The organism is Rhodanobacter sp. T12-5 (assembly GCF_008329435.1).
Classification (GTDB): domain Bacteria; phylum Pseudomonadota; class Gammaproteobacteria; order Xanthomonadales; family Rhodanobacteraceae; genus Rhodanobacter.
Map to the genome: position 1 here is coordinate 66077 of NZ_NPKN01000009.1, position 19031 is coordinate 85107.

General features: G+C 64.3%; 19 protein-coding genes. 14 read left to right on the top strand and 5 right to left on the bottom strand.

Going from position 1 to position 19031, the window contains the following annotated elements; translation table 11 throughout:
• The first annotated feature begins 57 nt into the window (after nucleotides 1–57).
• A complete protein-coding gene (locus CIW53_RS16060; RefSeq protein WP_149365735.1) occupies nucleotides 58–240 on the top strand; it encodes a DUF2065 domain-containing protein in 183 nt (60 codons plus the stop codon).
• A gap of 62 nt (nucleotides 241–302) precedes the next feature.
• Nucleotides 303–1595, top strand: a complete 1293-nt coding sequence (locus CIW53_RS16065; protein WP_149365736.1) for an adenylosuccinate synthase — start codon at nucleotides 303–305, stop codon at nucleotides 1593–1595.
• Between the two features lie 50 nt (nucleotides 1596–1645).
• On the opposite strand, the gene CIW53_RS16070 is transcribed toward CIW53_RS16065, so the two are convergent.
• Together CIW53_RS16070 and CIW53_RS16075 are read right to left on the bottom strand one after the other, a co-directional pair.
• Nucleotides 1646–2098: a DNA-binding protein gene (locus CIW53_RS16070; RefSeq protein ID WP_149365737.1), complete on the bottom strand. Its 453-nt coding sequence runs from the start codon at nucleotides 2096–2098 to the stop codon at nucleotides 1646–1648.
• The gene (locus CIW53_RS16075) at nucleotides 2037–2666 is read right to left on the bottom strand and encodes a helix-turn-helix domain-containing protein (protein WP_149365738.1); all 630 of its coding nucleotides are present in this window, start codon (nucleotides 2664–2666) and stop codon (nucleotides 2037–2039) included. The genes CIW53_RS16070 and CIW53_RS16075 overlap by 62 nt, the downstream gene beginning before the upstream one ends.
• 283 nt (nucleotides 2667–2949) lie before the next feature.
• Between CIW53_RS16075 and CIW53_RS16080 the strand changes: the two genes are divergently transcribed.
• From CIW53_RS16080 to CIW53_RS16120, 10 genes are all read left to right on the top strand, one after another.
• Entirely contained in the window at nucleotides 2950–3573 is a 624-nt protein-coding gene (locus CIW53_RS16080) for an HD domain-containing protein (protein ID WP_149365739.1), read from the top strand.
• Between the two features lie 148 nt (nucleotides 3574–3721).
• On the top strand, nucleotides 3722–5563 hold the full coding sequence (locus CIW53_RS16085) for a class I SAM-dependent DNA methyltransferase (protein ID WP_149365740.1): 1842 nt from the start codon (nucleotides 3722–3724) through the stop codon (nucleotides 5561–5563).
• Nucleotides 5560–5700: a hypothetical protein gene (locus tag CIW53_RS17720; RefSeq protein ID WP_172969702.1), complete on the top strand. Its 141-nt coding sequence runs from the start codon at nucleotides 5560–5562 to the stop codon at nucleotides 5698–5700. The genes CIW53_RS16085 and CIW53_RS17720 overlap by 4 nt, the downstream gene beginning before the upstream one ends.
• Entirely contained in the window at nucleotides 5697–6599 is a 903-nt protein-coding gene (locus CIW53_RS16090) for an Abi family protein (protein WP_149365741.1), read from the top strand. Before CIW53_RS17720 ends, CIW53_RS16090 begins: the two co-directional genes overlap by 4 nt.
• Nucleotides 6596–7936 carry a restriction endonuclease subunit S gene (locus tag CIW53_RS16095; protein ID WP_172969703.1) on the top strand — a complete coding sequence of 447 codons (1341 nt, stop codon included), beginning with the start codon at nucleotides 6596–6598 and terminating at the stop codon, nucleotides 7934–7936. Before CIW53_RS16090 ends, CIW53_RS16095 begins: the two co-directional genes overlap by 4 nt.
• A complete protein-coding gene (locus CIW53_RS16100; RefSeq protein WP_149365743.1) occupies nucleotides 7933–8388 on the top strand; it encodes a hypothetical protein in 456 nt (151 codons plus the stop codon). Before CIW53_RS16095 ends, CIW53_RS16100 begins: the two co-directional genes overlap by 4 nt.
• A gap of 62 nt (nucleotides 8389–8450) precedes the next feature.
• Nucleotides 8451–9338, top strand: coding sequence for a GIY-YIG nuclease family protein (locus CIW53_RS16105; protein WP_149365744.1), 888 nt, complete (start codon nucleotides 8451–8453; stop codon nucleotides 9336–9338).
• A 246-nt stretch (nucleotides 9339–9584) separates the two neighbouring features.
• On the top strand, nucleotides 9585–10757 hold the full coding sequence (locus CIW53_RS16110) for a Fic family protein (RefSeq protein ID WP_149365745.1): 1173 nt from the start codon (nucleotides 9585–9587) through the stop codon (nucleotides 10755–10757).
• Nucleotides 10754–13864 carry a DEAD/DEAH box helicase family protein gene (locus tag CIW53_RS16115; protein ID WP_149365746.1) on the top strand — a complete coding sequence of 1037 codons (3111 nt, stop codon included), beginning with the start codon at nucleotides 10754–10756 and terminating at the stop codon, nucleotides 13862–13864. Before CIW53_RS16110 ends, CIW53_RS16115 begins: the two co-directional genes overlap by 4 nt.
• 149 nt (nucleotides 13865–14013) lie before the next feature.
• Nucleotides 14014–14286, top strand: a complete 273-nt coding sequence (locus tag CIW53_RS16120) for a hypothetical protein (protein WP_149365747.1) — start codon at nucleotides 14014–14016, stop codon at nucleotides 14284–14286.
• Nucleotides 14287–14452: 166 nt separating this feature from the next.
• Here the strand turns inward: CIW53_RS16120 and CIW53_RS16125 are convergent, their stop codons facing one another.
• From CIW53_RS16125 to CIW53_RS16135, 3 genes are read right to left on the bottom strand one after another with little or no spacing between them, the layout of a single operon-like run.
• Complete coding sequence (locus CIW53_RS16125; protein ID WP_149365748.1) at nucleotides 14453–14656, bottom strand: hypothetical protein; 204 nt, start codon at nucleotides 14654–14656, stop codon at nucleotides 14453–14455.
• A gap of 35 nt (nucleotides 14657–14691) precedes the next feature.
• A complete protein-coding gene (locus tag CIW53_RS16130; protein ID WP_149365749.1) occupies nucleotides 14692–15321 on the bottom strand; it encodes a glutathione S-transferase family protein in 630 nt (209 codons plus the stop codon).
• A 31-nt stretch (nucleotides 15322–15352) separates the two neighbouring features.
• Complete coding sequence (locus tag CIW53_RS16135) at nucleotides 15353–16306, bottom strand: pyridoxal-phosphate dependent enzyme (protein ID WP_149365750.1); 954 nt, start codon at nucleotides 16304–16306, stop codon at nucleotides 15353–15355.
• Nucleotides 16307–16427: 121 nt separating this feature from the next.
• Here CIW53_RS16135 and CIW53_RS16140 point away from each other — a divergent pair, with 121 nt between their 5' ends.
• Nucleotides 16428–16907 (top strand): Lrp/AsnC family transcriptional regulator, encoded by a 480-nt coding sequence (locus CIW53_RS16140; protein ID WP_149365853.1) that lies wholly within the window; start codon nucleotides 16428–16430, stop codon nucleotides 16905–16907.
• 151 nt (nucleotides 16908–17058) lie between these two features.
• Nucleotides 17059–19002 (top strand): acetyl-CoA hydrolase/transferase C-terminal domain-containing protein, encoded by a 1944-nt coding sequence (locus CIW53_RS16145; RefSeq protein WP_242451947.1) that lies wholly within the window; start codon nucleotides 17059–17061, stop codon nucleotides 19000–19002.
• Nucleotides 19003–19031 lie beyond the last annotated feature (29 nt).

Consider the following 19031-nt stretch of genomic DNA (forward strand, 5'->3'; position numbering starts at 1 on the left):
CGCGATTGAAAAAAACCACATGAAGTGTTTTTTCACGAGCCACGGAGTCGTGCCTCGATGCACCAGCTGACTGCCGCGTTGTGCCTGATGCTGGTGATCGAGGGGCTGCTGCTGTTCGCGGCACCCAAAGGCTGGCAGGCGATGGTGCGCGAAGCGCTGAAACTGCCGCCACGCACCTTGCGGCTGTTCGGTGCCGGTGCGATGGTCGTCGGATGGGTGCTGTTGCAGTTTTTCCATTGATACGCGTGGTCCCGTGGTCGGGACACCACAAACCTGAGCGAGAAGATCCGGAGTAAAGCAGCATGGGCAAGTCAGTAGTCATCCTTGGCGCACAGTGGGGCGACGAGGGCAAAGGCAAGATCGTCGACCTGTTGACCGAGCGCGTCAGCGCGGTGGCGCGCTTCCAGGGCGGCCACAACGCCGGCCACACGCTGGTGATCAAGGGCAAGAAGACCGTCCTGCACCTGATCCCCTCCGGCATCCTGCGTGACGACGCGCTGTGCCTGATCGGCAACGGCGTGGTGCTGTCGCCCGAGGCGCTGATCAACGAGATCGCCGAGCTGGAGGCCAACGGCGTCGAAGTGCGCTCGCGCCTCAAGATCAGCCCGGCCACGCCGCTGATCATGCCGTACCACATCGCCGTCGATAAGGCGCGCGAGATCGCGGCCGGCGGCAAGGCCATCGGCACCACCGGCCGTGGCATCGGTCCGGCGTACGAGGACAAGGTCGCCCGCCGCAGCGTGCGCGTGGCCGACCTGATGTACCCGCACGAACTGCCGGCGCTGATCAAGACCGCCGTCGACTACCACAACTTCATCCTCACCCAGTGGTTGAAGGTCGAGCCGGTCGACTACGACACCGTGCTGAAGGACGCGCTGGCCTGGGGCGAGTACATCCGCCCGCTGGTCGACGACGTCGCCACCATCCTGCACGACGTGCGCGCCGAGGGCGGCAACATCCTGTACGAGGGCGCGCAGGGCGCGCTGCTCGACATCGACCACGGCACCTATCCCTACGTCACCTCCAGCAACACCACCATCGGCGGCGCGCTCGCCGGCACCGGCGTGGGCGCGCGCGACATCGACTACGTGCTGGGCATCTGCAAGGCCTATGCGACGCGCGTCGGCAGCGGCCCGTTCCCGACCGAGTTGAACGACGAGATGGGCGAGCGCCTGCGCAAGGTCGGCAACGAGTTCGGCGCCAGCACCGGCCGCCCGCGCCGCTGCGGCTGGATCGACCTGGTCGCGCTCAAGCGCGCCACCCAGATCAACGGCATCAACGGCCTGGCCATCACCAAGCTCGACGTGCTCGACGGCCTGGAAACCATCAAGGTCTGCATCGCCTACGAATACCGCGGCAAGCGCCGCGAGCTGGCCCCGCTGGACGCCGACGGCTGGGACGAGTGCAAGCCGGTCTACCTGGAATTCCCCGGCTGGAGCGAATCCACCGCCGGCATCCGCGACTGGAACAAGCTGCCGCCCGCAGCGCGTGCGTACCTGCGCGCGGTGGAAGAACTCTCCGGCTGCCGCCTCGCGCTGGTCGCCACCGGTGCGGATCGCGACGACACGATCGTGCTGGATGATCCGTTCGCCTGATGGCCGTTTGCCATCGCTGATAAAGGAAGCCCCGCATTGCGGGGCTTCTTTCATTTGGCGTCAATCAGAAGCTCAGGCTGATTCGCCGATAGCCACTGGCCGGCGTGCTTCAACAGCGCATCCGCCTGCGCAATGCATTCACGCACCGATTCCGGTTCGATCAGGTCGCCGGAATAATCATTGACGTTGCGTTTCTTGCGCAGCGCATCCATCACGATCCAGCTTTCGCGCGGTATCCCGAGGGTCAGCGACAACGTCTGGATCACGGTCTGATGATGACCCGGCACACTGGTGGACGGACGGTAGCCATTGGCCATCAGGCCGACCAGGGCGCACTGCATGATGGCCTTGTAAGCCGCATCGAAGCGCGTCTCATCGCTGATGCCTTCGACGCGCGCATCGGCAAGATTGCGGGTGGCGGCAACCAGCAATCGCTGTACTTCATCCGGATGCGTGGCGTGCGGTTTGATCTGGTGTGTCTTGACCAGGTTTTCCAAGCTCATCGGGTTCTCCTATCAGCCAAAGTTTCGGTTCCTTCCATACCCGCGCGACAAAGCTGTCCGGCTGCTTCCGGCGTTGCCGAAACTCCTCAAGACTCAACACCGTCGGGTTCACCTCTCGCCGCAAGGCCTCCTGTGCTGGTTGCAGTGCCAGCACCGCATCGGCAAAGCTGAGCGTACCGACAACCATCACGTCCACGTCGCTGTGCACGTGGGTATCGCCGGATGCCATCGAGCCATAGACGAAGGCGCCGATAGCCTTGTCTGCCAGCGGCAGCAGGGCATCGCGCAGGATATCGATCATGCCGGCGGTCTTGCGCATCAGGCCGGTCAACTCGCCGAGTACCGAGCAGGTCACGTCCGCACGATAGAACACCTGGCGCCCGATCTGCTCGCGCTGTAGCACACCGTAATCGACCAGCGTGTTCAACTCGCGGTGTAGCGTACCGGGCGACGCACCCGTGGCGCGTACCAGTTCACGCACGTGTCTGGGTTTGTCGGGGTGCAGCAACAGAGCGGCCAGGATGGCCGTTCGGGTTTCGCCTAGCAGGTGATGGATAAGTGGTTTCATGTTCTCAATTCGAGAACATTTGTACTCAATTTGAGAACGACAAGCAAGAGAGCACGATCAGCCCTCGCCTGTGGCCGGCTCACTCACCGGCAGAGCAATTGACCTGGTGTCGGGGAAAATGTCGGGCAAAGTGTCGGCGAAATCCCTGCCATCGTCCGCGGCAACCCAGATATCACGATCCTCGAAGGAACAGGGAGACGGCTGCTCATGCACACCGGTGATCTCGGCCCCTGCGACGTGTCACCGACATCATGGGCACGGTGAAACACCCACGGGGGACAATATGACCGCACTTACCGACCGCTTCAGCCGCGCCGTCGACTACGCCCGCATCGCCCACGCCGCGCAGTTCCGCAAGGGCTCCCACATTCCGTACATCTACCACCTGCTCGGCGTGGCCAGCCTGGTGATCGAGTTCGGCGGCAGCGAGGACCAGGCCATCGCCGGCCTGCTGCACGACACGCTGGAAGACTGCGGCGCCTCGCACGAAGCGGTGATTCGCACCCAGTTCGGCGACGCCGTCGCCGACATCGTCAAGGACTGCACCGACGGCACCGCCGAAGGCAAGGCCAGCCACACCGACGCCGAGGCCAGACGCCGCGACTGGATCGAACGCAAGCTCGCCTACCTCGCGCACCTGCGGGCGGCATCCGAGCAGACCTTGCTGGTCTCCGCCTGCGACAAGCTGCACAACGCGCGGGCCATCGTGCAGGATCTGGAAAACCCCGACGTGGGCACGCGCGTGTTCGATCGTTTTACCGGCGGACGCGATGGCACGCTCGGCTACTACCAGGCGCTGGTCGAAATATTTTCCGAGCGCGTCTTGCCCGTCGCCAGAACCCTCGATGCCGTGGTGGACATGATGCATGTGCTGGCGGGTGCCGGGTCGCGTACGGCATTGGCGTAGCCCTCGCCGCATCCAGCAGCATGGCGGGCTCGCCATGCGCTGCGGGATTGCCGATACTCGGCAGGCTCCGTGCAGGCGATCGCACTTTCAACACGCCTGCCCGTGCTGCGCCATGGATCGACACCCATCCTCAGGTTTTCACACTCGCATGAATCAAGCTTCGCTTTCCGCGCTTATCTGGTCCGTCGCCGACCTGCTGCGCGGTGACTACAAACAGTCCGAATACGGCCGCGTGATCCTGCCGTTCACCGTGCTGCGCCGCCTGGACGGCGTGCTGGCACCGACCAAGGCCAAGGTGCTGGCCGAATACAAGAAAAAGACCGACGCGGGCATCAATCCCGAGCCATTTCTGCTGCGTCTGGTCGGCAATGCCAAGTTCTACAACACCTCGCCGCTCGACCTGCCCACGCTGCTGGGCGACCAGGACCATATCCGGCAGAACCTCTACACCTACGTGCAGAGCTTTTCGCCTGCGGTTCGCGACATCTTCGAGCGCTTCGATTTCCACGCGCAGGTCGAGCGGCTGGCCAAGGCCAACCTGCTGTACCTGGTCACCGAGAAGTTCGCCAACATCAATCTCCATCCCGACGAGGTGGACAACGCGCAGATGGGCCTGGTGTTCGAGGAGCTGATCCGCAAGTTCGCCGAGCTCTCCAACGAGACCGCCGGCGAACACTTCACCCCGCGCGAAGTCATCCGGCTGATGGTCAACCTGATCTTCATCGAGGACGACGACGTGCTCGAACCCGGCCACGCCGTGGTGCGCACCATCTACGATCCAACGGCCGGGACGGGCGGCATGCTGTCGGTCGCCGCCGAGCACCTGCTGCAGCACAACCCGGCCGCGCGGCTCACCCTGTACGGGCAGGAGTTGAACGACGAGTCCTACGCCATCTGCAAGGCCGACATGCTGATCCGCGGCCAGGACGTGGCCAACATCGTCGCCGGCAACACGCTCAGCGAGGACGGCCACGGCGGCCAGAAATTCGACTACATGCTGTCCAATCCGCCGTTCGGCGTGGAGTGGAAGAAGGTCGAGAAGGCCGTGCGCAAGGAGCACGAAGAGAAAGGCTTCGACGGCCGCTTCGGTCCCGGCCTGCCGCGCGTGTCCGACGGCTCCATGCTGTTCCTGATGCACCTGCTGGCCAAGATGCGCCCGGCCACCGACGGCGGCAGCCGCTTCGGCATCGTGCTCAACGGCTCGCCGCTGTTCACCGGTGGCGCCGGCAGCGGCGAGAGCGAAATCCGCCGCTACGTGCTGGAGAACGACCTGGTGGAAGCCATCATCGGCCTGCCCACCGACATGTTCTACAACACCGGCATCGCCACCTACGTGTGGATCATTTCCAACAAGAAACCCGCCGATCGCAAGGGCTACGTGCAACTGATCGACGCCGGCAGCTTCTGGCAGAAGATGCGCAAGAGCCTCGGCAGCAAGCGCAAGGAGATGAGTGACGACCACATCGCCACCATCACCAAACTATTTGGCGAGTTCGCCGAAGCCGAACTGGCCACCGTGTTCGACGCTGCCGGCAAGGAGGTCAGCCGCCAGGTGATCGCCGCCGCCGAATTCGCCCCCGAGCCGCCCGCCGGTGGCAAGGTGAAGGTCGCGCCGATATCGCGCATCTTCAAAAACCAGGACTTCGGCTACACCACGATCACCGTCGAGCGTCCGTTGCGCGACGAGCAGGGCAAGCTGGTGCTGGGCCAGAAAGGCAAGCTCAAGGGCAAACCACAGCCGGACAGCTCACTGCGCGACACCGAGAACGTCCCGCTGGGCGAGGACATCAAGGCGTACTTCAAGCGCGAAGTGCTGCCGCACGCGCCCGACGCCTGGATCGACGAGGCCAAGAACAAGGTCGGCTACGAGATCCCGTTCAACCGCCATTTCTACGTGTTCGAGCCGCCGCGTGCGCTGGAGGTGATTGATGCGGAGTTGAAGCAGACCACGGACCGGATTCTGACGATGATCGCGGAGCTGGGCGCATGAACGGTCACCCGGTTGCCGGCTTGTTGAATGGCGATGCCGACGCTACAATTGATCCCAATCATACCCGCCTCGCCTCTACGGACTTCGGTCTGCACGCGCATTTTGGCGGGTTCTTTTTTTTCGGGATGGCCGCGTGACTGCACCGCGCATTCCGACCACGAAGCGGGCCCTGAACGTCGAGCAGCAGATCGATCGGCTGCGTGATCGCGGCATGCTCATTGCCGATGGGGCGCAGGCCGCCCATGCCCTGTTGCATCTGAACTATTACCGCCTTCGCGGCTACTGGTTCGTTTTCGAATCCGGTCCTGACCAGTTTGCCGCCGGCACGACCTTCGAGGCGGTACTCGCGCTGTACGACTTCGATCGACGCCTGCGGGTCGAGGTCATGGATGCCATCGAACGATTCGAGGTTTCGTTGCGCACCCATTGGGCCTATGTGCTCGCGCATCTCGCCGGTCCTTCGGCCTATCGGGATGCCAGCCTCTTTACCGACAATCACGAACGTTTGCTGGCCGGTGTCGAGCGGCTCTACGCCGAGCGCAAGGAACCGTATCTGTTGCGCTATCTGGATCGGAACGAGGAGCCACCGATCTGGGCGCTGTGCGAATCCATGATGCTTGGCGACCTGTCCAAGTGGCTCAGCAGCATTCGCCGGCATCCGCATCGCCAGCGGATCGCCGATGCCTACGACCTGCATGAAACGCCGTTCTGTTCCTTCGTGCGGCACATCAATTATGTACGCAACGTCTGTGCCCATCACGGGCGGCTATGGGACAGGCCGCTGCTGATCAACCAGCTCGATTTTCCCGCCAGACCAGCGGGACTGGTGGCGCAACTGCAGCCGGACCCATCGCAAAATCGCCGTGTCTACAACACTCTCGTGTTGCTGGCGTATGTGATGCGCCGGACCAGTCCGGATTCACTCTGGTCCGCGCGCGTTGCCGACCTGCTCGCCTCACGGCCCGACTTGTGGGCGCGCATGGGCGTGCCACAAGGTTGGCAGAAGTTCGAGCTGTGGCAGGAGAAAGGCGCATGAGTCTGCCGAGGTATGCGGAGTACAAGGACAGTGGGGTGGCGTGGTTGGGCGAGGTGCCCGCGCATTGGGAGATCACGCCGCTAAAGCGGCTTTTTCAAATTGTCGGTGGTTCGACGCCAAAGTCCGACAACAGCGAATTCTGGGATGGCGATATTGTCTGGGTCAGTCCGGCCGATCTTAGCAAGTTGGATTCCCTGAAAATTACTGATTCCGCCAGAAAGATCACAAGCGAAGGACTTGCATCATGCGCTACTACGCTGGTGCCGACTGGAAGTCTTGTGCTTTCGACCCGCGCCCCTATCGGCTCGCTTGCCATCGCAGACGTTGAGCTGTGCACGAACCAGGGCTGCAAATCTTTGGTCTCAACAGGCGCGAGCAAGTCGACCTTTTATGCATACATGCTTCTTGCTTCTACGGAGCAACTGAATCTTCGAGGTAAGGGAACAACGTTTCTGGAATTGTCAGCCGATGAGCTGGGCGCGTTCAGGGCGGTGAGGCCGCAAGTGGATGAGCAATCCGCCATCGTCGCCTTCCTCGATCGCGAGACCGGCAAGATCGATGCGCTGATTGCCGAACAGGAAAAGCTGCTGACCCTGCTGGCCGAAAAGCGCCAGGCCACGATTTCTCACGCCGTCAACCGCGGCCTCAACCCCAGCGCCCCGATGAAAGACTCTGGCGTGCCGTGGTTGGGAGAAGTGCCTGCGCATTGGAAAGTTTTGGCCCTTCGGCGCCTCATCGATAGGTTCGAGCAAGGATGGAGCCCGGAGTGCGAAGCAAGACCTACGGATCCTGGCGAATGGGGCGTGCTCAAGGCAGGATGTGTGAACGGTGGTGAGTTTGATGCCCAAGAAAACAAGACGCTGCCGCTTTCACTTGTGCCGAGAGAGGAACTGGAGCTCAAATCGGGTGATGTCCTCATGTCACGGGCCAGTGGTTCGCCGAAGTTGATTGGTTCTGTGGCTTGCGTGATGAATCCACCATCTCACCTGATGCTTTCCGACAAGATTTTTCGTATTCGTCTATCAGCTGACGTGGATCCGAGGTTCTTTGCGGTTGCGATGGGCTCCACGCCCCTTCGGCAACAGATAGAACAGGCCATTGGAGGCGCCGAAGGGCTGGCAAACAATCTTCCGCAGGCAAGCATCAAAGATTTTTGGATGTCATTGCCACCAGTCGAGGAGCAACTGACAATTGTTGACTTCCTGGTCTGCGAACGTGCCAAGCTGGACGATTTGGCATGGACGGCCGAACGTGCAATAGCCCTCCTCAAAGAACGCCGCAGCGCCCTCATCGCCGCCGCCGTCACCGGCAAGATCGACGTGAGGCAGGCCGCATGAGCGGCAAGAGCGAGGCGGTAGTCCGCTTCATCGCCAGCCTGATGCCGCTCTACGACGGCCAGCGCCACGAGGGCCTGTGGTGTGCCCGCTCGTTGATCGACGGCACGCTGATTCTTCCCATCGACGATTCCGACGACGATGATCAACTGGGTTGGGTGCGCGTGCGCTGGCAAGGCGATCCCACCCGCGAACAGCAAACGCGCGGCGACATGCTCGCCAGCGTGGCCCTGGAGCGTTACGTAAGACTGCATGGCGCAGGCTACGACGAGGCAGCCATCGCCGGCGAGTTGTGGTACATGGCTCGGCACTTCCACTTCAAGACTGGCTGCGACGTGTACCTGCCGCAGTTGCGTGAGCCACCGGGCCGGCTGCATGCGGCAGGGCGCAAAGCACTCGAAATGGGACAAGGCTTGCTGGTCAATTTTTTCAGCAAGCTGACCGGTCTGGGGTGAGCCGCTATCCAAGACAGTATCTGCGCACGTAGAACACGATGTTCGATAGGGGGTAGAGATTCATGGCGACGTTCCCGCAAACCATCCAGATTTTCCTTCCCTCCGGTGACCCGCAAGGGATACGCGAAGCGGCTATCACCACGCGCATCATCCGCGTGTTCGACGTGCCGCGCAGTGCGCTGGCCGAGTTCCTGGCGTTGGAGGCGGCCCAGCAAGTCGGGTTGTACTTCCTGATCGGCGAGAGCGAGGATAGCGACCTGCCGCAGGCGTACATCGGCCAGACCGGGTCGTTGGCCGACCGCCTCGCGCAGCACCACAAGGCCAAGGATTTCTGGAATCGCGCGCTGGTGGCGGTATCGGTGACCAACAGCCTCACCAACACCCACGTGAGTTTTCTGGAATGGCTGTCGATCCAGCAGGCCGGCAAGGCCGAGCGCTACGTATTGGAGAATGGCAACACCGGATCGCGGCCGCATACGCCGCCGCCATTGGAGGCGGAGTGTCGTGAGATCCACGAGACCATTCGAGTGTTGCTCGCCACGCTAGGGCACCCTTTGTTCGAGTCGCTCACGCGTGCCACCAGCAAGCCGCAGCAGAACGAGAAGCTCTACTTTTGCCGAGGCTCCGAGGCAGATGGCCGAGGGCTGTACACCGAGGAGGGATTCGTGGTGCTCAGGGGTTCGACCGGTCGCCTCAAGACTGCCCCCTCGTTCGACTTGCACAACTATGCGCGTCATCGGCAGCGCCTGATCGAGCAGGGCGTGATGTCCGTTCAAGGCGACCGCGTGCGTTTCGAACGCGACTACCTGAGCAAGTCACCCAGCTTTGCCGCCGTATGCCTGTTGGGTCGCGCTGCCAACGGCTGGTTCGAGTGGAAGGATGCGAAGGGGCGGACCCTGGACGAGGCGGAGCGGCAATCAACCGGCAAGCCGGAGATAGCCGGCGAATGAGCGACATCTCGGTGGTATCACTAAGCGTTGTCTTGGCCGCTGATTTCACTTGGTGCGGGAACTGAAATTGGCGGCGTCGCCGATCGGTTGCGCCACCGGAAACCACCGCCCCAGCCAGCCAAGGGCCGCCAACTTTGTTGAATGCTGGCTTGAACAAGCCACGATCCAGCCTCTATATTCAACGCTGGCTTAAACATGGGGCGGGAGCGGCGCCATGTTAAAGGGAGCGCGACGTTGAACAGACCCATGGATGCCCACCGCGCCGGTCGCTACATCCGTCAGCCGACCGGCTATCGCGCCTTCATGCCCGAAGGGCTGCCGCCCGATCCACCGCTGGCGATGACGGGCGAGCTGGCGGGGCTGTTGTCGCGGGCCGATCGGGCGCTGGGGCGACTGGACGGTTCGGTGCTGACCCTGCCCAATCCGGATCTGTTCGTCTTCATGTACGTGCGCAAGGAGGCGGTGCTTTCGAGTCAGATCGAGGGCACGCAAAGCTCGCTGCAGGACTTGCTGGCGGCGGAGGCCGACATTTTCGACGAGGCCATGCCGCGCGATGTGGACGAGGTGGTCAACTATGTGCGCGCGATGAAACACGGGCTGGCGCGGCTGGGCGAGTTGCCGGTGTCGGTGCGACTCATTCGGGAAATCCATGCCGAGCTGATGCAAGGTGTGCGCGGCGACAAGCTGCAACCCGGCGAACTGCGGCGCAGCCAGAACTGGATCGGGCCCGCTGGCTGCACGCTGGCAACGGCGAACTACGTGCCCCCGCCCCAGGACGAGGTGCCTCGCCTGCTGGGTGAGCTGGAGCTGTTCCTGCATCGCCAGGATGAGTTGCCGCCGCTGGTGAAGATTGCCCTGGCGCATGTGCAGTTCGAGACGATTCACCCGTTTCTCGACGGCAACGGTCGCGTCGGGCGCTTGCTGATCACGTTCCTGCTGACCGAATGCGGTGTGCTGCACAAGCCCGTGTTGTACCTGTCGCACTATTTCCGCCAGCATCGTCAGGCGTATTACGACCATCTCCAGGCGGTGCGTGAGCGCGGCGCATGGGAAGACTGGCTGGCTTTTTTCCTGCGCGGCGTGGTCGAGGTGGCCGGTGAGGCGGCCGAGACCGCGCGGCGCATCCAGCTGCTGCGGGAGCGCCACCGGCAGGCGATCACCGAGGGTCTGGGACGCGCCGCCGGCAATGGTCACAAGGTGCTTGAAAGCCTGTTCGATCGGCCGATCGTTACCGTCGCCGACGTGCGCAAGATGACTGGTACGACGTATCCCGCGGCCAACACCATGGTCGCGCGACTGGTCGAGCTGGGGATACTGCTGGAAATGACTGGCTATGCGCGCAATCGGCGGTTCCGTTACGAGCCGTATGTGCGCCTGTTCACCGACGATGTATCTGACCCAAGGGAAAGCCAGGCATGAACCTGCACAGGGAAGTCCATTTCGAGCAGGCGATCTGCGATCACCTCGCTGCCCACGGCTGGCTCCACGCCGACGGCGACGGCGAGCATTTCGACCGCACCCACGGCCTGTATCTGCCCGACCTGCTGGCCTGGATCGAAGCGACCCAGCCGGACAGCTGGCAGCGCCTCACCAGGACGCACGGCCCGGCGGCGGCTGAGCGCATCGCCGAGCGCGTGCGCAAGAACCTCAACGAGCGCGGCACGCTGGAGGTGCTGCGCCGGGGCGTGGAGATGCTGGGGCTGAAGGAGCCGCTGTCGCTGGTGCAGTTCAAGCCGGCGCTGGCGATCAATCCCGTGATCCTGCGGCACTACGCGGCGAACCGGTTGCGCGTGGTGCGGCAGGTGCGGCATTCGCCGAACAACGCGCAGGATGCGCTGGATCTGGTGCTGTTCGTCAACGGCATCGCGGTGGCCACGGCCGAGCTGAAATCCGACTTCACCCAGAGCGTCAACGATGCGGTGGATCAGTACCGCTTCGACCGTCATCCGCAGCCCAGGGGCGGGCAGCTCGAACCGCTGCTGGGTTTCCCCGGCGGCGCGCTGGTGCATTTCGCGGTGAGCCAGGCCGAGGTGATGATGACCACGCGGCTGGCCGGGCCGGCCACGCGTTTCCTGCCGTTCAACCGTGGCAATCACGGCGCGGCCGGCAACGCGCCGAACCCGGACGGCTTTGCCACGGCGTACTTGTGGGAAGAGGTATGGGCGCGCGACAGCTGGCTGGAGATCCTCGGCCGCTACCTGATCGGCAAGCGCGACGACAAGAAGCAGCTCACCGGCGTGATCTTTCCGCGCTACCACCAGCTCGACGCCACACGGAAGCTGGTGGCCGACGTGCTGGCCGAGGGGGCAGGGCAGCGCTACCTGATCCAGCATTCGGCCGGCTCGGGCAAGACCAACTCGATCGCGTGGAGCGCGCACTTTCTGGCCGACCTGCACGATGCGCAGCACAAGAAGATATTCGACAGCGTGCTGGTGGTGTCCGACCGCAACGTGCTGGACGCGCAGCTGCAGGAGGCGATCTTCGATTTCGAACGCACCACCGGCGTGGTGGAAACCATCACCAGCGAGCACGGCAGCAAGAGCGCGCAGCTGGGCCAGGCGCTGAAGGACGGCAAGAAGATCATCGTCTGCACCATCCAGACGTTTCCGTTCGCGCTGCAGGCGGTGCAGGAGCTGGCCGCCACCGAAGGCAAGTGCTTCGCGGTGATCGCCGACGAGGCGCACAGCTCGCAGACCGGCGAAGCGGCGGCCAAGCTCAAGCAGCTGTTGAGCGCGGAAGAGTGGGCCGAGCTGCAGGACGGTGGCGAGATCGACACCGAGGTGATGCTGGCCGCCGGCATGGCGGCGCGTGCCGGTGGTAGCAAGGGCCTCACCTATGTGGCGTTCACCGCCACGCCCAAGCAGAAGACGCTGGAGCTGTTCGGCCGCCCCGGTGCGGATGGCCTGCCGCAGCCATTCCACGTGTATTCGATGCGCCAGGCGATCGAGGAAGGCTTCATCCTCGACGTGCTGAAGAACTACACGCCGTACAAGCTCGCCTTCAGGCTGGCCCATGACGGCAAGGAGTACGACGAGGCGCAGGTCGAACGCAGCGCGGCGATGAAGGGGATCATGCAGTGGGTTCGCCTGCATCCCTACAACATCGCCTCCAAGGTGCAGATCGTGGTGGAGCACTACCGCGAGAACGTGCAGCCGCTGCTGGATGGCCAGGCCAAGGCGATGGTGGTGGTCGGCAGCCGCAAGGAGGCGGTGCGCTGGCAGAAGGCGATCCGTGCCTACATCGCCAGGCAGAACTATCCGTTGGGCGTGCTGGTGGCGTTCTCCGGCGAGGTGAATGATCCGGACAGCTATCCGCAGGCGGTCACCGAGACCAGCGCCGACCTCAACCCCGGCCTCAAGGGGCGTGACATCCGCGAAGCCTTCGCCCGGGCCGACTATCACCTGCTGCTGGTCGCCAACAAGTTCCAGACCGGCTTCGACCAGCCGCTGCTGTGCGGCATGTACGTGGACAAGATGCTGGGCGGCATCCAGGCGGTGCAGACGTTGTCGCGGCTCAATCGCGCCCATCCGGGCAAGGACACCACCTACATCCTCGACTTCGTCAACGACGCGGCCGAGATCCTCAAGGCCTTCAAGACCTACTACGACACCGCCGCACTGGAAGCGACCACCGACCCGCACCTGGTCTTCGACCTGCGTGCCAAGCTCGATGCCAGCGGTCACTACGACGACTTCGAAGTGGAGCGTGTCGCGAAAGTGGAAACCGATCCGCACGGCACGCAGGCTCAGCTCAGCAGCGCCATCGCGCCCGTCGCCGACCGGCTGCTCAAGCGCTACAAGGCTGCGCAACAGGCACGGGTCGCTGCTCTGGCCGCCGGCGACGACAAGGCAGCCGAGTCGAACAAGGATGTGCTCGATGCGCTGGTGCTGTTCAAGAACGACATGGGCGCGTACGTGCGCCTGTATGCCTTCCTGTCGCAGGTGTTCGACTATGGCAACACCGATATCGAGAAGCGCTTCATCTTCTACAAGCGACTGATCCCGTTGCTGGAATTCGGCCGCGAGCGCGACACGGTGGATCTGTCCAAGGTGGTTCTCACGCACCACACCTTGCGCAACGCCGGACGCCAGCCGCTCAACCTCAACGGTGACGGCAGCTACAAGCTGCCGCCGATGGATGCGGTCGGCAGCGGTTCGGTGCAGGAAAAGCAGCAGGCCTATCTGGCCGAGATCATCCAGAAGGTCAACGGGCTGTTCGAGGGCCAGCTCACCGAAGACGACCAGCTGGTCTACGTCAACGGCGTGCTCAAGGGCAAGCTGCTGGAAAACGAAACCCTGGTGCAGCAAGCGAGCAGCAACAGCAAGGAACAGTTCGCCAACTCACCCGACCTGAAAGATGCACTCATGCACGCGATCATGGACGCGCTCGAAGCGCACACCACCATGAGCACCCAGGCACTCGGTTCGGATCGCATACGCGATGGGTTGAAAGACATCTTGCTGGGTCCGGCGCAGCTCTATGAGGCACTGCGGACAAGAGCGCAACGGGACGCGAGATCACCTTGAGTGTTTGCGTGTGATCTATCGGCAGGACCCTGGTGATGGCAAACGGGTCAGGCGAGGACTATTGAGCTTCCTGCCGACCGTTGACCTAGGCTTCGCGTCTTCGACGTTACGGTTCGAGCGAATACTCATCTCGCCGGGAGGCACCCTCCATGTCCGACGAACACGCGAAGACACCTGCCGATCATGTCGGCGATACGGTGGCGCAGCTCAAGGAGATGCGGCACTACTCGAAGAACAACGTCGAAGCGCTGACGGCGGCGTGGCTGTTGTTCGACGGTGAGTTGTCGAAGCTGAAGCTGGCCGACAAGATCGGGGATCTGATGGATCGGCAGGGGCAGCTGCACGAAGCACTGGAGAATGCGATCACCGATCTGGAAGAGGTGCTGGAGAAGATGAAGCCCGAGCCGGAGGCCGAGGCATAGCGGAGACGCGATGCCGGTGAAGGCATTGCCAGCGCGACAGAAAGGGCCCCGGCATCGGGGCCTTTTTTGTGGGCGGTCGATCAGCAACGCTCACGGTGGATCGCGTTTCGTCTGTGACCCGCCCATGATCGTGCCACCTGCCGCTCCTGGCGCCGGCGGCATCACTTCATTGCGTGCGCCACACCCCATCGCCGATGCCGAGACAAAGGCGGCGGGAAAGTCGTTGCAGTAAGCGCATCGGGGTTGCGGCGGGTCGGGTGGTGGGCGGGTTCGGCTCGGATGGCGGTGCAGGGGAAAGCAGGCGGCGGGCAAGCTGGTGGTCGGCGATGTGGCCGTGCAGGAACAGCAGGTCGGTCCAGAGGGAGCTCATGGGTTGTCCGGTCGATGGGGAAAGGGAGAGGGAGTTCAGTCGACGGTGTTGCCGGCCAGCGTGGTGGCCTGCATCGACGGACGCTGGCTGAAGCGCGCGTACCAGGCGGACAGGCGCGGGCGGCCGTCGGCGAAGGGGTAGACGTCGCGGAACGCGATCCAGCTGAGCGCGGTGGCCAGGGCGATGTCGCCCACGTCGGGGAGGGCTTCCGCGCCCGGTGCGTCGCCGATCTCGTCTTCAAGGAAGTCACAGGCGGCGGCGATCTTGTCCAGCTGGCCTTGCAGCATCGGTAACCAGCGCGATGGCACGGGTCGCCGCTCGGCTTCCCAGCGCGCGGCGATGCCGGCGTCGGCCATGCCCTGGGCCAGCGCCTGCCGGCGCAAGGCACGGAAGCGCGCGCCGTGCTCGTGCGGGATCAGCTTTGCGCCCGCGTGCAGGCCGTCGAGGTATTCGCAGATCACGTTGGAGTCGAACAGCGCCGGGCCGTCGTCGACGATCAGCACCGGCACCTTGCCGAGCGGATTGAGCGCGAACACTTCGTCGTTGCGGCGGGTGGGGCTGGTGTCGTGGTGGATCACCTCGATGCGGTGTTGCAGGCCGAGTTCGTGGGCGGCGACGAGTACCTTGCGCGCATAGGGCGAGTGCGTCTGGTAGAGAAGTTTCATCTGTGTGCGAGTTCCAAGGAGAAGAATGTGCTCAAGCCGCCAGCAGGCGCTCGCGCATGGCCGGCGACAGGTTGCCGCCGCAGAGGACCGTCGCCACGCGACGGCCGGCAAAACGGTCCGGGTCGTCGAGGATGGCCGCCACCCCGACCGCGCCGGAGGGCTCCACCGCGACACCGAGGTGGTGGTGAACGAGGCGCATCGCCTCGAAGATCCGCGCGTCGGATACGGCGACCACGTCGTCGCAGCACGCGCGCAGATGCGCCAGCGTGGCGGCGATCGGCGCGCGCACCGCGATGCCGTCGGCGATGGTGTCGGCGTGCGCAGTCTCGATGACTTGGCCGGCGTCGATCGACAGCTTCATCGCCGGTGCGCGGGCGGCCACCACCGCAATGATCTCCGCGTGCGGTGCGACTTGCCGGATCGCGGTGCCCACGCCGGCCAGCAGCGCTCCGTTGCCCACCTGCACCACGATGGCGTCGATCTCGGTCGAGCCGGCAAGCTCCAGGGCGAGGGTGCCGGCGCCTTCGGCGAGCTCGGCTTCGAGGCCGTCCTCGACGAAACGCAGACCGCTGGCGGCGGCATGGCGGCGCGCGGCATCCTTGGCCGCGTCGAAATCGCTGCCGGACAGCCGCACTTCGGCGCCCAGCTTTCGCATGGCTTCCACCTTCACCGGATTGGCGTTTTCCGCGGCGAACACCGTGCAGGCATGCCCGCGCCGGATCGCCGCGCGGGCCAGGCCCTGGCCGAAATTGCCGGCGGACGCGCAGACCACGGATTCACCCGGGTGCAGCGCCAGCGCGGCGAACAACTCGGTGCCGCGGCCTTTGAACGAGCCGATCGGGTTGGCGGTTTCGTCCTTGGCGATCAGCTGGCAGCGCAGCGCCGCGTCAAGGGCGTTGTTGGTGAGCGCCGGCGAATCCAGGAACACCGGATCGATGTGGCGCGATGCGGCGAGGATCCGGTCGAGGCGGGTCAGCGTGGGCATGGACGAGGTCTCGCAATGCGTGGAAGGCGACGACCTATGCTAGGTTTCCGCGGCGCGGCGAAGTGGCGTTGTTCGCCGGCAAAACAGGTTTTTTCCCCGTCCACGAGAGTCTTTGCGCCCGATGCCCGCCGAACTCGACAAATTCGACCGCCGCATCCTCGCGATCGTGCAGCGCGACGCGCGACGCTCCGCCGAGATGATCGGCACGGACATCGGCTTGTCGGCATCGGCCGTGCAGCGGCGCATGGCGCGGTTGCGCGAGGACGGCGTGATCGTGGCGGAAGTGGCGCTGATCGATCCGCGCAGCGTGGACCAGCGGCTCACCGTGATCGCCGACCTCGAGGTCGAGCGCGAGCGGCCCGAGTTGCTGGCCAGCCTGCGGCAGTGGATCGCCGCCGAGCCGGCGATCCAGCAGGCCTGGTATGTGACCGGCGATGGCGACTACGTGCTGGTGGTGACGGCGCGTGATGTCGGTGATTACGACGCGCTGATGCAGCGGCTGGTAACTGCCAACGCCAACGTGAAACGTTTCCGCACGCGCGTGGCGCTGGACACGCTCAAGCGCAGCCTGGCCGTGCCGGTGGACGCGTCGCATAGCTGAGGGCGCCGGTCGCTACACCAGGTGCCGCTGCGCGTCGCAACAGGTCCGGTCGGAGAGCGCGACCAAGCTCTGTTGCAGGCTCTTCAAGCCTGCAATGTGATGGCGGCTCTCGATACGCTGACGTTGGCAAGCTTCTGGCATGATCCTGCGCATGCCGATCGAACCCCGCTATACCGACACCGATGCCTGTGCGCGTGACCTCGTCGACGAGCTGGGGGCGGACTTGCGCATCGCCGCGCCGCTGGGTCTGGGCAAGCCGCATGGATTGCTCAACGCGCTGTACCGGTTGACCGCTGCCGACACCAGTCGTTCGCTGCGCCTTTACACGGCGTTGTCGCTGACTCGCCCACAGCCGGCACCGGGGTTGGAGCAGCGTTTCCTGGGGCCGTTCCTCGAACGTCATTTCGGTGCCGATCAGGTCGATCCGCAATATGCGCTGGACCAGGCGCGCGACGCACTGCCGTCGAATGTCGAGGTGCACGAGTTCTATCTGCAATCCGGTGCGCTGCTGCATTCGCGCAGCGCGCAACGAAGCTACATCAGCCAGAACTACACCCACGTCGCCCGTGACCTGGTGGTGCAGGACATCAATCTGCTGGTGCAGCTCGTGGCACGGCGCGAAGGGCCGGACGGCGTGCATTACAGCCTGTCGTGCAATCCGGATCTGACCCTGGATTTCCTGCGCCAGGTGCAGCTCGCGAACCGGCAGCGACCGATCTGCGTGGCGGTGGTGCATCCGGATCTGCCTTACTTGGGCGGCGATGCCGAGGTGGCCGAAGACTATTTCGATGTGGAATTGCGTCCGGAAGTCCTGCCGCCGCTGTTCGCCTTGCCGCGGCTGCCGGTCGACGTGGCCGAATACGCGCTGGGACTGCACGCCAGCGCGCTGGTCAAGGACGGCGGTTGCCTGCAGATCGGCATCGGCGCCTTGTCCGACGCACTGGTCAAGGCGCTGCTGCTGCGCCAGCAGGACAACACCCTGTGGCGACGCGCGCTGGTGGCGCTGGACCCTGCCGGGGCGACGCACGCACTGGCCGGCTGGCTGGGTGGTCTGGCGCCCTTCGAAGCGGGATTGTACGGCGCCAGCGAAATGGTGATGGATGGCTTCATGCACCTGCAGCGTGCCGGCATCCTGAAGCGACGCAGCTGGGACAACCTGGCGCTGGAACGCGCATCCGCAGCCGGTCGCCTGGCCGATGACGTGCCGGGCGGACATTACCTGCGCGGCGCCTTCTTCCTCGGCTCGCGTGAACTGTACGAATGGCTCGGCGCGACCGAGGCCGCGGACCCGGATGCGATCGACATGTGCGCGGTGTCCAACGTCAACCAGCTGTATGGCGATCACCAGGCGCTGGCCATGTTGCAGCGGCGCGGCGCGCGTTTCTTCAATACCTGCATGATGGCGACCCTGCTCGGCGCCGCTGTCTCCGACACGTTGGAAGATGGCGCCGTGGTCAGCGGCGTCGGTGGGCAGTACAACTTCGTGGCGATGGCGCACGAACTGCCCGATGGCCGTTCGGCACTGCTGTTGCGTTCGACCCGGGTCAGTCGCGGCGGCATCGAGAGCAATATCCGCTGGAACTATGGCCAGACCACGATCCCGCGTCACCTGCGCGACATCGTCGTCACCGAATACGGTGTCGCCGACCTGCGCGGCAAGAGCGACAGCGAATGCATCGAGGCGATGCTTTCCGTCAGTGATGCGCGCTTTCTCGATGCGCTGTGTGCCGAGGCGAAGGCACACGGCAAACTGGCGGCGGATTTCACGATACCCGCGGCCTGGCGTCGGCACCGGCCACGCTACCTGCGCGAAACCTTGGCCCCGTTCCGCCAAAAAGGCCTGCTGCCGAAATTTCCGTTCGGCAGCGACTTCACCGACGTCGAGCAGCGCCTGCTGCCGGCGCTGGACTGGCTGAAGGCGAACGCCGTTTCCTGGCGCGGCAAGCTGCGCTTGCTGGGTGCGCTCGTTCGACCCGGCGAGCCGGCGGCCGGCGAGGGGGAAGCGCTTGCGCGGATGGAGCTGACCGACGCCGCGACGCTGGCCGATCGCCTGCAGCGACGCCTGCTGCAGGCAGCGTTGCGCCGCAAACTCTAGGTGTCGTCCCGGGGTGATCGACGCGGGGT